The sequence below is a fragment of the Gemmatimonadaceae bacterium genome (assembly GCA_035533015.1).
GTDB lineage: Bacteria > Gemmatimonadota > Gemmatimonadetes > Gemmatimonadales > Gemmatimonadaceae > JAGWRI01.
Map to the genome: position 1 here is coordinate 18,161 of DATLUQ010000049.1, position 14,663 is coordinate 32,823.

General features: G+C 69.0%; 16 protein-coding genes. All 16 read left to right on the forward strand.

Going from position 1 to position 14,663, the window contains the following annotated elements; genetic code table 11:
* Nucleotides 1-138: 138 nt before the first annotated feature.
* Nucleotides 139-1,965, forward strand: coding sequence for a translation elongation factor 4 (lepA, locus tag VNF92_09785; protein HVA58167.1), 1,827 nt, complete (start codon nucleotides 139-141; stop codon nucleotides 1,963-1,965).
* A gap of 46 nt (nucleotides 1,966-2,011) precedes the next feature.
* On the forward strand, nucleotides 2,012-3,025 hold the full coding sequence (locus tag VNF92_09790; GenBank protein HVA58168.1) for a glycosyltransferase family 9 protein: 1,014 nt from the start codon (nucleotides 2,012-2,014) through the stop codon (nucleotides 3,023-3,025).
* Nucleotides 3,022-4,011: an ROK family protein gene (locus VNF92_09795; protein HVA58169.1), complete on the forward strand. Its 990-nt coding sequence runs from the start codon at nucleotides 3,022-3,024 to the stop codon at nucleotides 4,009-4,011. The genes VNF92_09790 and VNF92_09795 overlap by 4 nt, the downstream gene beginning before the upstream one ends.
* A 51-nt stretch (nucleotides 4,012-4,062) precedes the next feature.
* Nucleotides 4,063-5,031 (forward strand): carbohydrate kinase family protein, encoded by a 969-nt coding sequence (locus tag VNF92_09800; protein ID HVA58170.1) that lies wholly within the window; start codon nucleotides 4,063-4,065, stop codon nucleotides 5,029-5,031.
* On the forward strand, nucleotides 5,028-5,915 hold the full coding sequence (locus VNF92_09805; GenBank protein HVA58171.1) for an ATP-binding protein: 888 nt from the start codon (nucleotides 5,028-5,030) through the stop codon (nucleotides 5,913-5,915). Before VNF92_09800 ends, VNF92_09805 begins: the two co-directional genes overlap by 4 nt.
* Nucleotides 5,912-6,466, forward strand: a complete 555-nt coding sequence (locus VNF92_09810) for a hypothetical protein (protein ID HVA58172.1) — start codon at nucleotides 5,912-5,914, stop codon at nucleotides 6,464-6,466. The genes VNF92_09805 and VNF92_09810 overlap by 4 nt, the downstream gene beginning before the upstream one ends.
* Nucleotides 6,459-6,764 (forward strand): molybdopterin dinucleotide binding domain-containing protein, encoded by a 306-nt coding sequence (locus tag VNF92_09815; GenBank protein HVA58173.1) that lies wholly within the window; start codon nucleotides 6,459-6,461, stop codon nucleotides 6,762-6,764. The genes VNF92_09810 and VNF92_09815 overlap by 8 nt, the downstream gene beginning before the upstream one ends.
* 10 nt (nucleotides 6,765-6,774) lie before the next feature.
* Nucleotides 6,775-7,941 carry an aminotransferase class I/II-fold pyridoxal phosphate-dependent enzyme gene (locus VNF92_09820; protein HVA58174.1) on the forward strand — a complete coding sequence of 389 codons (1,167 nt, stop codon included), beginning with the start codon at nucleotides 6,775-6,777 and terminating at the stop codon, nucleotides 7,939-7,941.
* The gene (gene ftsE, locus VNF92_09825; protein HVA58175.1) at nucleotides 7,938-8,645 is read left to right on the forward strand and encodes a cell division ATP-binding protein FtsE; all 708 of its coding nucleotides are present in this window, start codon (nucleotides 7,938-7,940) and stop codon (nucleotides 8,643-8,645) included. The genes VNF92_09820 and ftsE overlap by 4 nt, the downstream gene beginning before the upstream one ends.
* A complete protein-coding gene (locus tag VNF92_09830; GenBank protein ID HVA58176.1) occupies nucleotides 8,642-9,493 on the forward strand; it encodes a permease-like cell division protein FtsX in 852 nt (283 codons plus the stop codon). Before ftsE ends, VNF92_09830 begins: the two co-directional genes overlap by 4 nt.
* Complete coding sequence (locus VNF92_09835) at nucleotides 9,490-10,698, forward strand: peptidoglycan DD-metalloendopeptidase family protein (GenBank protein ID HVA58177.1); 1,209 nt, start codon at nucleotides 9,490-9,492, stop codon at nucleotides 10,696-10,698. The genes VNF92_09830 and VNF92_09835 overlap by 4 nt, the downstream gene beginning before the upstream one ends.
* Nucleotides 10,695-10,904: a hypothetical protein gene (locus VNF92_09840; protein ID HVA58178.1), complete on the forward strand. Its 210-nt coding sequence runs from the start codon at nucleotides 10,695-10,697 to the stop codon at nucleotides 10,902-10,904. The genes VNF92_09835 and VNF92_09840 overlap by 4 nt, the downstream gene beginning before the upstream one ends.
* A complete protein-coding gene (locus VNF92_09845) occupies nucleotides 10,901-11,812 on the forward strand; it encodes a deoxyribonuclease IV (protein ID HVA58179.1) in 912 nt (303 codons plus the stop codon). Before VNF92_09840 ends, VNF92_09845 begins: the two co-directional genes overlap by 4 nt.
* Nucleotides 11,813-11,876: 64 nt before the next feature.
* Nucleotides 11,877-12,233, forward strand: coding sequence for a hypothetical protein (locus tag VNF92_09850; protein HVA58180.1), 357 nt, complete (start codon nucleotides 11,877-11,879; stop codon nucleotides 12,231-12,233).
* A gap of 87 nt (nucleotides 12,234-12,320) precedes the next feature.
* Nucleotides 12,321-13,616 carry a TolC family protein gene (locus VNF92_09855; protein HVA58181.1) on the forward strand — a complete coding sequence of 432 codons (1,296 nt, stop codon included), beginning with the start codon at nucleotides 12,321-12,323 and terminating at the stop codon, nucleotides 13,614-13,616.
* The coding region (locus VNF92_09860; GenBank protein ID HVA58182.1) for an efflux RND transporter periplasmic adaptor subunit at nucleotides 13,609-14,663 on the forward strand (1,055 nt) is incomplete at its 3' end. The genes VNF92_09855 and VNF92_09860, both read left to right, overlap by 8 nt.

The following is a 14,663-nucleotide window of genomic DNA, read 5'->3' on the forward strand; positions in this document are numbered from 1 at the left end:
CGGCCGAACCGCTGGGTTCTGGATGCCCGCAGAGCGCACCGGGCACACCGGCGCGGCTTGGACCGACCGCCCGGGCCGACTAACTTTGATGGTTACCCAACGCATGCTCGGTTTCGCGTCCCGCGAGCGCCGCGCATCGTGTCGTCACCGCCAGCATCGAGCGCCGTGGATCTCTCGCACATCCGCAATTTCTGCATCGTCGCCCACATCGATCACGGCAAGTCCACCCTCGCGGACCGCCTGATCGAGGCCACGGGCATGCTCCAGAAGCGCGAGATGAAGGAGCAGGTGCTCGACACGCTCGACCTCGAGCGCGAGCGCGGCATCACCATCAAGCTCAACGCCGTGCGCATGTCGTACACGGCGCCCGACGGCCAGACGTACGAGCTGAACCTGATCGACACGCCGGGCCACGTGGACTTCACGTACGAGGTGTCGCGCTCGCTGGCGGCGTGCGAGGGCGCGATCCTGGTGGTCGACGCGTCGCAGGGCATCCAGGCGCAGACGCTCTCCAATCTGTTCCTGGCCATGGACGCGGGGCTCGAGATCATCCCCGTGCTCAACAAGATCGATCTTCCGGGCGCCGAGCCCGAACGCCGCAAGAAGGAAGTGCACGACCTGATCGGCGCCAACCCCGACGAGATCCTGCTGGTGAGCGCCAAGGAAGGGATCGGCATTGCCGAGCTCCTGGAGGAGATCGTGAAGCGCGTTCCGCCGCCCAAGGGCGACTCGAACGCGCCGCTTCGCGCGCTGATCTTCGATTCGTACTACGACCGGTACCGGGGGGCGATTCCGAGCGTGCGCGTGGTGGACGGCGTGATCCGGCCAGGGCAGAAGATCTTCTTCGCCAGCGGCAGCCGCGACGCGTACGAGGTGGCGGAGGTGGGGGTCAACCAACTGCGACAGGTCATGGCGCCCGAGCTCGGCCCCGGCGAGGTGGGCTACGTGGTGGCCAACGTGCGGTCGGTCAAGGAGACACGGGCCGGCGATACGATCATGGACTTCGAACGGCCCGCCGCCACTCCGCTGCCCGGCTACCAGGACGTGCACTCGATGGTGTTCTCGGGGCTCTACCCCACCGACACCCAGCAGTACGAGACGCTCCGCGACGCGCTGGACAAGCTCATCCTCAACGACGCGTCGCTGCACTTCACACCGGAATCGTCCACTGCCCTGGGATTCGGATTCCGCTGCGGATTCCTGGGCCTGCTCCACATGGACATCGTGCAGGAGCGGCTGGAGCGCGAGTTCGACCTCGATCTCATCACCACCGTGCCGAACGTGGAGTACCACGTGTACCACACCGACGGCGCGATGCAGCTGATCGAGAATCCGTCCAAGATGCCGGCACCGGCGGAACTGGCCCGCATCGAGGAGCCGTACGTCAAGGCGCGCATCATGGCGCCGGCCGATTATATCGGTCCTATCATGACGCTGGGCAACGAACGCCGCGGCGTCTACAAGAACATGACGTACCTGGACCCCTCGCGCGTGGAGTTCGACTGGGAGTTCCCGCTGGCCGAGGTGATCCTGGACTTCTTCGACCGCCTCAAGACGATCAGCCGCGGCTACGCGTCGCTGGACTACGAGATGTTGGACTACCGGCCCAGCGATCTCGTGAAGCTCGACATGCTGATCAACGGCGACGCGGTGGACGCGTTCTCGGTGATCATCCACCGCGACAAGGCGTACGAGTGGGGGCGCAAGATCGCCGACAAGCTCAAGGAGCTGATCCCGCGCCAACTGTTCGAGGTGGCCATCCAGGCCGCCATCGGCACCAAGGTCATTGCCCGCACCACGGTGAAGCCGCTGCGCAAGGACGTCCTGGCCAAGTGCTACGGCGGCGACATCACCCGCAAGCGCAAGCTCCTGGAGAAACAGAAAGAGGGCAAGAAGCGCATGAAGCAGGTGGGCGCCGTGGAGATCCCGCAGGAAGCCTTCCTCGCCGTGCTGCAGGTCGATTAGCGGGCGCAGCGGGGGTAGATTGGCTCGTGCCCCCGACCCCGTGCGCATGACCTCGCTCGTCGTCCAGACCAGTTTTCTCGGCGACATGGTGCTCACCACTCCGCTCATCGCGGAGCTGGCGGTGCGCGGGCCCGTGGACGTCGTGGCCACGCCGGCGTCGGCCGGACTGCTCGACAACAACCCGTCGGTGCGCCGCGTGATCGTATACGACAAGCGCCGCTCGGGGCGCGGCATTCGCGGGTTCCGGCGGATTGCTCGCGACATGCGGGCCAGCGGCGCCGACGTCGTCTACCTCGCCCAGGGCTCGATGCGCAGCGCCGCCCTGGCGATGGCGGCGGGCGCCGGCACCCGCGTGGGATTCGCCAGCTCGGCCGGCCGGCCACTGTACTCGCGCACCGTGCCCTATCGGCAGGACCTGCATCACGCGGCGCGGCTCTGGCAGCTGGCCGCTCCCGACCGTGTCCCCACCACCGAACAGATCCGCCCACGGCTTTATCCCGGCCACGCCGAGCGGGCGGCCGTGGATGCGCTCATCGGCGCGTCGCGCGATGCACGCCCCCTGGTGGCGCTGGCGCCGGGCAGCGTGTGGGGCACCAAGCGCTGGCCATATTACAGGGAGTTGGCGCGCGAACTCGCCCCGGCAGCGCGCGTGGTGGTGCTGGGCAGCCCGGACGACTGCCCGTTGGCCACCGAGATTCTCGCCGCCGCGGGTCCAGGCGCCGTGGACACCACGGGGGCGTTGTCGCTGCTCGGCTCGGCGGAACTGATCGGCCGATGCGCGGTGCTCGTGACCAACGATTCGGCGCCGCAGCACCTGGGCTCGGCCATGGGCACGGCCACCGTGACCGTGTTCGGCCCCACCGTGCCGGCGTTCGGGTTCGGCCCGCTGGCACCGCATTCAATAGTTGTGGAGCGCGCGGGACTGGAGTGCCGGCCGTGCGACAAGCACGGGCCGCCCGAGTGCCCGCTCGGCCATTGGAAGTGTATGCGCGAACTCCCGGCCCGTGACGTGGCCGCGCACGTGCGCCATCTTCTCACGATCATCACCCAACCAACATGACCGCAGCTGCGACGCAGGAATTCGTCATCGGCGTGGACCTCGGCGGCACCAACGTCGTGACCGGAGCGCTCACGACCGACGGATCACGCACGTACGGCGTACGGTCGGCGCCCACGGAAGTGAAGGCCGGCGCCGAAGGAGTGGTGGACCGCATCGTGGCCCAGATCGAGGCGACGATCGCCGACACGATGACCCAGGCGGGGGTGACGCGAGCCGCATTTCGGGGCGTCGGGGTGGGCGCGCCCGGTCCGCTCGACCGGGTGCGGGGGTTGGTGATCGTCGCGCCCAACCTCGGGTGGCGCAACTTCCCGCTGCGCGACCGCATCTCGGAACGCGTCGGCCTCCCGGCCTCGCTCGACAACGACGCCAACTGCGCCACCGTGGGTGAATGGTGGCTGGGCGCGGCGCGCGGGGCGCGCCACGTGGTGGGCCTCACCATCGGCACCGGGATCGGCGGCGGGTTGATCATCGATGGCAAGCTGTTCCACGGCGCGTCGGACGTGGCAGGCGAGATCGGGCACACCACGATCGACGTGAACGGCCGCCACTGCACGTGCGGCAACTACGGGTGTCTCGAGGCATACGCGTCGGGCCCGGCCATTGCCACTCGGGCGCGCGAGGTGTTGATGCGCGAAGGGACGGGATCGCTCATGCCGAACATGGTACACGGGGACCTCGAGCGACTCACGGCGCAAACGGTCTACGACGCCGCCAAGGCGGGCGATCCCGTGGCCGACGAAATCGTGCGCGACACGGCGCGCTATCTGGGCGCCGGCGTGGCGAACCTGCTCAATATCTTCAATCCCGACGTGGTGGTGGTGGCGGGCGGCGTGACGCTGGCGGGTGAGCGGCTGTTCACGCCGTTGGGCGCCGAGGTGCGGCGCAGAGCGTTCGCGCCGGCGGTGGCGGCCGTGAAGATCGTGGCGGGGGAGTTGCCGGGGACCGCGGGAGTCGTGGGGGCCGTGAGGACCTTCCTTGACAGCTAGACAGCCCCGGCAAAGCCTGCGCCAATACGTTCAGAGGTTCGGAAATTATCAGTGAAGAGACTGGGCCTCATCGGAACGTTCGTCTGGGACATCATTTATGGTCGCGATGTCCGGCAACTGCCCATCGAAGAATGGGGCGGCGTGACGTATACCCTGGCGGGGCTCGATGCTGCCCTGCCCGACGATTGGGAAATCGTCCCCCTCATCAAGGTCGGATCTGACCTCGCGCCGCGGGCGCGCGAGTACTGTCGCTCGCTCCGCCGTATGAGCCCTGCGGCTCCGCTCATCGAGGTGCCCTATCCCAACAACCGGGTGGAAATCCGCTACGTGAGCGAGTCGCGGCGCACGGAGCGGCTCACCGGCGGCGTGCCGCCATGGAGTTGGGCCGGGCTGCAACCGCTCCTCCACGGGCTCGACGCGCTCTACATCAACCTGCTCGCCGGGTGGGAGGTGGACCTCGAGACCGCCCAGCTCATCCGGCAGCACTTCCGGGGGCCGATCTACTGCGACCTCCATTCGCTGATGCTTGCCATCCAGCCCGACGGCCTGCGGACCCCACGACCGCTGCCCAACGTGCGCGACTGGTGTGCCTGTTTCGACCTGATCCAGGTGAACGAGGACGAAATGGCCCTGATGGCGCCCGACCCGCTGGCCCTGGCCGCCACGGCGCTCGACGCCGGCGCGCGGTGTTTGGTGGTTACGCTGGGGGCCCGGGGCGCCGTGTACTTCGCGGCGCCGGACTTCGAGCGGCTGAGCGATCTGCACCGTCCGCGGCCGCTGGGGGCGACGGCGGGGCCGCTGCGCTCGGCGCTCGTGCCGACGCCCGTGTCAAGTCCGGCCGGGGGCGACCCGACGGGTTGTGGAGACGTATGGGGCGCGACCTATTTCTCTCGGCTGCTCGCCGGTGATATGTTGCGGCACGCCATCCTCGCCGCGCATCGCGCGGCCGGCCGAAACCTGGAGCACCGCGGAGCCACCGGGCTCGCGCAACACCTTCGAGGGGAACTCAGCGCCACGTGACCACCGTCATCAACGTCCCGCCGTCGCTCGACGATCAGTCGTTCGAGCAGGTGCTGGAACAGCTGGCGCCCGTGCCAATGGACGAGAAGGTCCTGGTCGACGCGCGCCACTGCCGGTGGGCATCGCCCTACGGGCTCACGGCGCTGCTCGCGCTGGCCCAGACGCGAGCCGAGCGGCCGGCGTTCGCGGCGCCCGAGGGTGAGGAGACGGTGGGCTACTGGGCCCGCACCGACTTCTTCAAGTACGCCGACGAGCTGTACGAGCTGCACGGGACCGTCCCCAAGCGCGCGGGCGGCGACTCGCGCGTCCTGCTCGAGGTCACGCCGGTGGCGAAGAGCGAGGACGTGCACGAGGTGGTGGAGCGCATCCAGCAGAAGGCCCAGCAGATCATCAGCACCGAGCTCAATCTCGACGCCAAGGCCACGGTGGGCTTCGCGATGACGCTCTCCGAGATCTGCCAGAACATCGTCGAACACGCCGGCCGCGGCGGTTGGGTTGCCGTCCAGGCCTACACCTGGAAGAAGCGGCTCGGGCGGCGCGTGGTTCAGATCGCCGTGTGCGACGCCGGCATGGGGTTCCGCAACTCGCTGGAGGGCGCGCCGGGCCGGGTGCGCGACGACCGGTGGGACGACGGCGCGGCGCTGGAGGCGGCGGTGATCCGCGGCGTGAGCCGGTTCCGCGATCCGGGGCGCGGCCAGGGGCTGTCGGGCGTGCGGCGGTATTGCGGCCGATGGGAAGGCAAACTCTCAATTCGCAGTGGCACGGCGCGCATCGCGCTCGTGCCCAAGTGGGATGAGGACGTCCCGCTTGAGGAAGATCTCTCCCCCTTTCCCGGTGCTCAGGTGCAGGTCACGATCCCTGAGCGCACGGCAGGCAAAGAATGAACCACATCGACCTGGGCACCGTGCTGCGGCAGACGGTATCGGCCAATCTCTACTCGAACCTCGTGACCCGGCCCACGGGGGCCGCGGTGCGCAATCAGATCGAGTTGCTCATGCGCGAGGCCCATGAGCGCACCCTCACCGTCCTCGATTTTTCCCACGTGTCGATGATGGACTTCTCGTGCGCCGACGAGGTGATCGCCAAGCTGTTGTTGCGCTACTGTGACGAGAATCCGCCGCACGAAGCGTACTTCCTGTTCCGCGGCATGACCGACGACCACTGGGAGGCCATCGAGACGGTGCTCGAGCGCCACGGCCTGGCGCTGGCCATCGAGCAGGAAGACGGAGTGCACGTGGTGGGGGTGCTCAGCGAGCGCGAGCGCCGGGCGTGGGAGGCGGTTCAGCGGCACGGGCGCGCCGCGGCCGCCGACCTGGCTGGCGAGATCGGCGAGGACGAGCCCGACATCCGCCGCACGCTCGACGCGTTGTGGCGCCGTCGCCTGGTCATGCGTCTGGATGAGGAATACGTGGTGCTCGGAGGAGAGCGTGGCTGAACGGCTCCACCGTCCGTTGCGGGTGGCGCAGTTGATCGCCACCAAGCCGGACGACCCGGCGCGCGGATCGGCGGTGTTCATGCACCCCGAAGACGCCCGCCAACGCCTGCTCACCGATGGCGAGCTGGCGTGGGTGTACGGTCCGCGGCGCCACGAACTCGCCACCGTGCACTACGACGACGCACTGCCCCGCGGCGACGTGGTGCTGCGCGACGTCGTCGGCGCCTCGCCGTCCGAGATCGTGCGGGTGATCAAACCAGACCTGGATTCGCGCGGACGACCGCCCGCTTACGCATGACAACCGGCCGATGACCAGGAAACCACGGCGCCCGCTCGATCGCGCCACGCTGCCGCTCCACGGCGGCCTCGATGCCGGCGACCGCGACGTCGACGCCCCGGTGGTGCGCGCGCTGTACCAGTCGGTCAACTACATCCAGGAAATCGGCACCGCCGAGGGCATGCGGTATCCGCGGTACGGCAACGCGCCCAACGCCGAAGCCGTGCAGCGCCGGATGGCCGCGCTCGAGGGCGCCGAAGCGTCAGTGCTGCTCGCCAGCGGCATGGGCGCCACCGCCTGCGCGCTCACCGCTCTGCTCCGCCCCGGCGATCACATCGTGGCCAGCGCGTGGATCTACGGCGGCACGCGCACCCTGCTCGAGCAGGAATTCACCTCCCTCGGCATCGAGGTGTCGCTCATCGAACCGAACGAGGTGCGCGTCTGGCGCCGCGCCGTGCGCAAGAACACGCGGGTCGTGTTCGTCGAGACGCCGGTCAATCCCAGCTGCCGCGTGCTCGACCTCAAGCCGGTGAGCTACGTGTGCAAGGACTCGGGCATTGCGCTCGTGGTCGACGCCACGTTCGCCAGCCCGGTGAACTTTCGCCCGCTCGAGCATGGCGCCGACGTGTCCATCCACTCGGCCACCAAGTACCTGAATGGCCACCACGACGTGATGGGCGGCGTCGTCTCGGGCACCGCGCCCTATATTGAAGAGGTGCGGCAGAAGATGATGATCTGGGGCCAGGCGCCCGACCCGTTCGCCGCGTGGCTGCTCGAGCGCGGACTCAAAACGCTCGACGTGCGCGTGCAGCGGCAGAACGCCAACGGTATGCGCGTGGCCGAATGGGCCGAGAGCTGCAAAGAGATCAGGCGCGTCCACTACCCGGGCTTGCCCTCTCACCCGGATCATGCCGTGGCCAAGCGCACGCTCGACGGGTTCGGCGGCATGCTGGCGTTGGAACTCGGTGGCGGCGCGCGCGCCGTGGACCGCATGCTCCGCCGGTTGCGGCTGTTCCAGCACGCGCCGAGCCTGGGCGGAGTCGACTCCCTGGTCTCGGAGCCGCGCCACACCTCGCACGCCGCCGTTCCGGCCGACGAGCGCGCCCGAGCGGGAATTGCCGATGGATTCGTGCGGCTGAGCATCGGCATCGAGAGTGCCGACGACCTCATCGCGGACCTCGACCAGGCGTTGCGTTGACCGCCACCGAATCGGTCGGGGTGATCCGGTTCGAGCGGGTCACGAAGGAGTACCCGAGGTCAGGCATGGCGCTCAAGGAAGTGTCGCTCCGCGTGGCCCGAGGGGAATTCCTGTTCCTCACCGGCCCCAGCGGCGCCGGCAAGAGCACGATCCTGCGCCTCACCTACTTCAACGAGCGGCCGACCAGCGGCATCGTGCGCGTGAGCGGCGTGAATTCCGAGCACGCCTCGCGCCGCGAGATCTCCAAGCTGCGCCGCCGCCTCGGCATCGTGTTCCAGGATTTCCGGCTGCTCGAGGAGCGCACGGCCGAGGCCAACGTGGCGTTCGCCCTCGAGGTCACCGGCACGCCACGCGCCCAGATCGGCCCCAAGGTGAGCCGCGTGCTCACCCAGGTCGGGCTGGCCTCCAAGTCCACCGCCTACCCGAAGGAACTCTCCGGCGGCGAACAGCAGCGCGTGGCCATCGCCCGCGCCCTGGTGAACGATCCCTTCGTGCTCATCGCCGACGAACCGACCGGCAACCTGGACGAGCGCGCCACGCGGGGCGTGTTCCAACTGCTGCGCGAGATCAACGCCGCTGGCACCGCGATCGTCATGGCCACGCACGATCTCGACCTCGTGCGCAGCACCGACTATCGCACGATCGAACTCAACCGCGGCCAGATCGTGTACGACTCGACCGACACGCCGGAGCCCGCCGCGTGAGACGTACCGTGCGCGATGCCTCGGCCGCCGTCGGCCGCGCTCCCCTGCTGAGCGCGCTCAGCATCACCACCATCGCGTTCTCGTTGTTCGCCTTCGGCCTGTTCGGGCTCGTGGCGCTCAACATCCGCGCCGCGCTTCAGCAGGTGGAAGCGCGTGTGGAGATCCGCGCCTTCGTAGCTGACGGCACCGACGCCCAGGCGCTGGCCGCCGCGGCGGGCGACATCGGCGCGTTTCCCGAAGTGCAGAGCGTGGACATCGTTTCCAAGGATCAGGCGCTGACCCGCGCCCGCCGTGAACTCCCGGAGTTTTCCGACGTATTCGAATCGGGCGTGCTGCCGGCGTCCATCGACGTCAGGCTCAAGCCGGGATTCCGCGACCCCGCCACCGTGGACAGCGTGGCTCAGCGGCTCAAGAGCTACCCGTTCGTGGACGACGTTCGCTACGGTGAGGACTGGCTGGTGCAACTGTACCGGCTGCGCAATATCGCCGGCGTGGCCGGGCTGGTGCTCGGCTTCGCCTTTGCCGCCGTGGCGGTGATCATCATCGGCGCCACGATCCGCATGGCCGTGCTGGCGCGCGCCGAGGAGATCTCGATCATGCGCCTGGTGGGCGCCACCGACGGGTTCATTCGCCGACCCTTCCTGCTCGAGGGGTTCGCCAAGGGCGTGGCGGGCGGACTGCTCGCCCTGTTCCTGACCTGGACCGGCATGCACCTCATCGACCGGTACCTACACTTCCACACGGTGTTCTTCAGCCCGTGGATGGCCGCGCTCGGCGTGGCCGCTGGCGCCCTCCTCGGTGTGCTCGGCAGCGCGGTGGCCGTCGGGAGGCACCTACGCGCGCTGTGACGCGGCCCCCGGGCCTCGTCGCCGCGCTCGCTCTCGCTGGTGCGCTCGCGCTCGTGGGAGCACCGCGCGCCGCGCGCGCCCAGCAGACGCAGACCGAGATCAAACTCCGGGCCCAGCGCGATACGCTCGACCAGATCCGCCGCGAACGCGCCGAATTGGAGGCGCGCATGCGCACCCTCCAGAGTTCGGCGCACAGTCTGAGCGACGAGGTCACCAACCTCGATGAGCGCGCCAGCGCAACGGCCCGCCTGGTGAATGCGCTGGACCGTCAACTGGTGGAGATCAACGCCGACGTGTCGGACGCCACCGGCAACATGGTGCGCGCCGAGGACGACCTCACCGCGCAGCGTGCGGTGCTCGACCATCGCCTGATGGAGATCTACAAGCGCGGCCCCATGTTCACGTTTCAGGTGCTGCTCTCGGCGCAGTCGTTCGGGGACCTGGTCGCGCGCTACAAGTATCTCCACCTGCTCACGCTGCGAGACCGCGCTCTGGTGAAGCACGTCCAGGACCTGCGCGACCAGGTGCAGCTGGAGCGCAACCGCCTGGTCACGCTGCAGAACGCGGTGGTCCAGAACCGCAGCGACAAGGCCCGCGAGGAAGGTGAACTGCGCGCGCTCGAACGCCAGCGGCAGCACAGCCTGTCGACGGTCAATCAGCAGGTGCAGCAGACCCAGGCGCGTCTGGCCGCGGTGCGCCGCACGGAGTCGCAGCTCACCGGCGCCATCGCCAGCCTGGAAGCCGCCCGCAAGCGCGCCGAGGCGGCAAGCCCGAGCACGGCGGTCAGTCGGAGCACGATCAGGACCAGCGACTACGGTAAGCTCGACTGGCCGGTGCAGGGCGACATTCTGTACCCGTTCGGCCGGCAGGTGCAGTCCAACAATACCACCATTCGCTGGAACGGCATCGGCATCGCCGCGCCCCTCGGCACTCCGGTGCACGTCGTGGCCGCGGGCGAGGTGGTGAGCGTGTCGCAGCTCGGGCTCTACGGCCTGACGGTGATCGTGGACCACGGCGGCGGCGACTATTCCATTTACGGATCGCTGCAGGAATCGCGCGTGAAGCGCGGCGACCACGTGATCAAGGATCAGGTGATCGGCTCCGTCGGCATGTCCGATCCGGATTTCCCCGCCCATCTCCACTTCGAGGTGCGCGAGCACGGCGGCCCCGCCGTCGATCCCACCACCTGGCTCCGCCACCGATGACCATCGTCAAACGCTGCAACGTGTGCTCCCGCTTCCGCGGCTACGAAGAAGGCGACCGGTTCTGCCTCGCGTGCGGAAACGAAGGACTGGACTCGGCCTGCGCCTGCGGCCGCACCTTCGAGTACGCGCTGGTGGAGCCCGAGGGCGAACTCCACTGTCCGCGGTGCGGGCAGTCGCTGCGCGGCCGCTCGTCCGAGTTCGTGTGACCGTGGCCAGGGCCACGCGTCGCGCACCGGCCGGGGCGGCGGCGGGCGCCACGGGCGCCGAGCAACTGGGCGCCCACGTATCGATTGCCGGCGGCACGGCGGAGGCCCCGCCGCGCGCCGCCGCGATCGGCGCCACGGCCATGCAGATGTTCACGAAGATGGCCAACCGGTGGGCCGAACGCGCCGTGGCCGCCGCCGAGGCCAGCGCGTTCCGCAGCGGGCTGGCCGCCACCGCCGTCCGGACGACCGTCGTCCACGACTCGTACCTGATCAACCTGGCCAGCCCCGATCCGGTGCTGCGCCGGCGGTCGATCGAGTCGTTCGTGGCCGAGCTGGAGCGGTGCGCCGCGCTTGGTATTACATATCTCGTATCACATCCCGGCAACTTCATGGACGAGCGGGCCAGCGGCATCCGCCGCAACGCCGACGCGATCGCCGAAGCGCTGGAGCGCGTTCCGGGCAAGACCGTGCTCTGCCTGGAGACCACCGCCGGCGCGGGCACCGTGATCGGCAGCACGTTCGAAGAACTGGCGCTGCTGCTCGAACTCGTGCCCGCCGCGCAACGCAAACGCCTGGGGGTGTGCGTCGACACCTGCCACATCTACTCGGCGGGCTACGATCTGGTGCGCGACTTCGACGGCGTGTGGGCCCGCTTCGACGACGTGCTCGGCCGGCGCCGGCTGCGCGTCCTGCATCTTAATGATTCCAAAATGCCGTTCGAATCGCGACGCGACCGCCACGAACTGATCGGCGAGGGCACGCTCGGCCCGGGCCCCTTTCGCCGTATCATGACCGACCCCCGGTTCCAGGCCGTGGCCAAGGTGCTCGAGACCCCCAAACTCGAGGACGCCACCAAGACCGACCGGCGGATGCTCGCCCGGCTGCGGCGCTACGCCGCCGGTCGTTGATCCGGCCGCCGATGTCGAAGCGATCTGGCGGATTTGGGGTACTGTCCCTATCCTCACGTGGATCATGATCGCCCCATCGCGCTCGTCCCGACCGCTCAACACCCGGCTCATGCGCCGGGTCGCGCTCTTCGCGCTCTTCGCGCTGGAGCTCGTGGTCGCGTTCGCGCCGCTGATGGAGCCTGATCACGAAGCGACCAAGTCGCACGTCGAGGAGACGGGAACCCAGCACCAATTTCTGGTGCACGACGACGCGAATTGCGCCGTCTGCGCGCTGCGGTCGATCACCGCGCTCCCCTCGGGCCGCGCCGTCGTCCTTCCCAACGCCCACACGCAGCTAGTCGCCGCTGCCCAAGTGCACTTCACCGTGACCACGGGCACCGAAGCGGCCAATCCGTCGCGAGCTCCGCCGATCTTCGGCTGAGTTCGCTGCGACCTCAGGATGCACCGCGCGCGCCCGCGCGCAGGGGACACCCCCCGGCATCCCTTTCGACCATCATCGAGGGCCTGCATGCGAACGTCCATTTGGATGTGCGCGCTGGTGTGTGTTGCCAGCGTCGCATCCGCACAACAACGCGCGCCTGCCGGCGGCTCCGTCGCCGACACGCTCCGCCTCACTCGACGCCAGGCCATCGCCATGGCGCTGCTCTCCAACCCCACGATCGGCGTGGCCAAGGAGCAGACGGCGCAGGTCCAGGCCCAGCGCGTCGAGGGCATGGCGATTCCCGATCCGTTGTTCTCGGCTGCTTACGATTCCATGCCGCGGATCACCGGGTTCGGCCCATCGGTCTCCAAACCGGTGAGCCTGAGCGTGGTCGTGCCCTTTCCCGACAAGCTGCGGCTGGAGAGCCGGCTCGGCACCGCCAACGTCAACGCGTCGCAGCAGAATCTGCGGCTCGTCGAGCAAGGCATCGCCGCCTCGGCCAGCCAAGCGTACGACGCCGTGCTCGTGGCGGCCATGCACCGGCGCGACTTTCTCGAGGCCGACTCGTTGGCCACGGACTTTCTCAAGAAGACGCAAGCCCGGTTCAATGCCGGCACGGTGGCCCGGCTCGACGTGATCAAGGCGCAGGTCGATCTCGCCTCCGCCGGCAACGACCTCATCGCCAACTCGCGCGACATCGCCACCGCGCAGGCCGGTCTGAACCGCATCATTGGGCGCGCCCTCGGCTCCCCGATCGACCTCACCGACTCGCTCACCGTGCCGCCGCCCCTGCCCGACCTCGATGCCGTGCAGCAGGCCGCGCTCCGGTCGCGGCCGGAGATCCGCTCGCTCGAGGCCCAGCAGCGCGCGGCGCAGGCCAACGCGTCGCTCGTCCGCGAGCAGGCGTTCCTGCCCGATCTGTTCGCGTCGGCGAGTCGCGACGCATCCGTAGCCGGCCCAGCCTGGTACTCGGTAGGCATCGCGATGCCCATTCCCATCCTGTTCTGGCAGCACTCGCGCGGCGACTTCGCCGAGACTCAGCACCGTGAACTCGAACTGGCGGCCACCCTGCGCGACACGCGGGCCGCCGTCGGCCAGGACGTGCAGACCGCCTTCGCGAACGCCGACGCCGCCGAGCGCCAGGCCGTATTCATCCGCGATCAGTTGCTGCCCTCGGCGCGCGAAGCGTATCGCGTGGCCACCACGAGCTACGGACTGGGCGGACTGTCCGCCCTCGACGTGCTCGACGCCCGCCGCTCCCTGCTCGATGCCGAAAGCCAATACGCCGATGCCCTCGCGGCTGCCAATTCGGCCCGCGCCGATCTCGAGCGCGCCGCCGGCGTGCCGCTCACCACGTTCGCCCCTGGAGCTCCCCGTGAGTAAGCGCCCGTTCGCGCCCGCGACATTCGCCGTCGCCGCGCTCATTGCTCTTGCCGGCGTCGTCGCCGGCTGCACCTCGTCGTCGTCCGCCACCGAAGACACCACGGCGATCGTCAAGCCGTCGACCTTCAAGGTCACCGACGCCCAGCGCGCCCGGCTGAAGATCGTGACGCTGGCCGACACCACCTTCCGGCCCTCGCTCGACGTCACCGGCACCGTGGAGTTCAATGGCGATTCCTCCACCCAGGTGATCGCTCCGATCTCCGGCCCGGTGACGCGATTGCTGGTGAACGTCGGCGACGAAGTCAAAGCCGGAACGCCGCTGGCGGCGGTGTCGTCTCCCGACTTCGCCTCGGCCATGGCCGGCTATCGCAAGGCCGAGGACGCCGCGCGCAACACGCAGCGGATTCTCACGCTCAACCAACAGCTCTACGCCAACGACGCATTGGCCCGCAGCGACCTCGATCAGTCGCGCACCGATGCGTCGTCGGCCGCCGCCGACCTCGACGCCGCCGCCGAGTCGCTGCGGGCGCTCGGCGTGTCCGACAGCACCATCGCCGCCATCAGCAGCGGCAAGCCGACGGGCGTCGTGGAGGGCATCATCCGGTCGCCCATCGCCGGCGTGGTGGTGGAGAAGCTGATCACGCCCGGCCAACTGCTCGCGGCTGGCGGCACGCCGACGTTCACCGTGGCGAACCTTTCCACGGCATGGGTCATGGCCAGCGTCTACCCGGCCGATCTCGATCTCGTGGGCAAGGGCCAGTCGGCGAGCATCTACACCGACGCGTCGCAGCGCCCGGTGTCGGGCCGCGTGGACTACGTGGCCGCGCTGGTCGATCCCGGCACCAAGGCCACCGCCGTCCGCGTCGTGGCCGACAATCGCTCCCAATTGCTCAAGCGCGACATGTTCGTGCGCGTGCAGATCCACTCCACGCGCGCGCGCACCGGCATCCTGATTCCCGCGGCGGCGCTCCTGCGCAACGGGGACAACCTGCCGTTCGTGTTCGTCGCCACGCCCGACGGCTCGTTCGCGCGTCGCGACATCACGTA

What these genes read in the sequence shown, in the direction of transcription:
- VNF92_09790 (HVA58168.1), top strand. Translation starts at nt 2,012, where the DNA reads ATGACCTCGCTCGTCGTCCAGACCAGTTTTCTCGGCGACATGGTGCTC.
- VNF92_09795 (HVA58169.1), top strand. Translation starts at nt 3,022, where the DNA reads ATGACCGCAGCTGCGACGCAGGAATTCGTCATCGGCGTGGACCTCGGC.
- VNF92_09810 (HVA58172.1), top strand. Translation starts at nt 5,912, where the DNA reads ATGAACCACATCGACCTGGGCACCGTGCTGCGGCAGACGGTATCGGCC.
- VNF92_09820 (HVA58174.1), top strand. Translation starts at nt 6,775, where the DNA reads ATGACCAGGAAACCACGGCGCCCGCTCGATCGCGCCACGCTGCCGCTC.
- VNF92_09840 (HVA58178.1), top strand. Translation starts at nt 10,695, where the DNA reads ATGACCATCGTCAAACGCTGCAACGTGTGCTCCCGCTTCCGCGGCTAC.
- VNF92_09850 (HVA58180.1), top strand. Translation starts at nt 11,877, where the DNA reads ATGATCGCCCCATCGCGCTCGTCCCGACCGCTCAACACCCGGCTCATG.
- VNF92_09855 (HVA58181.1), top strand. Translation starts at nt 12,321, where the DNA reads ATGCGAACGTCCATTTGGATGTGCGCGCTGGTGTGTGTTGCCAGCGTC.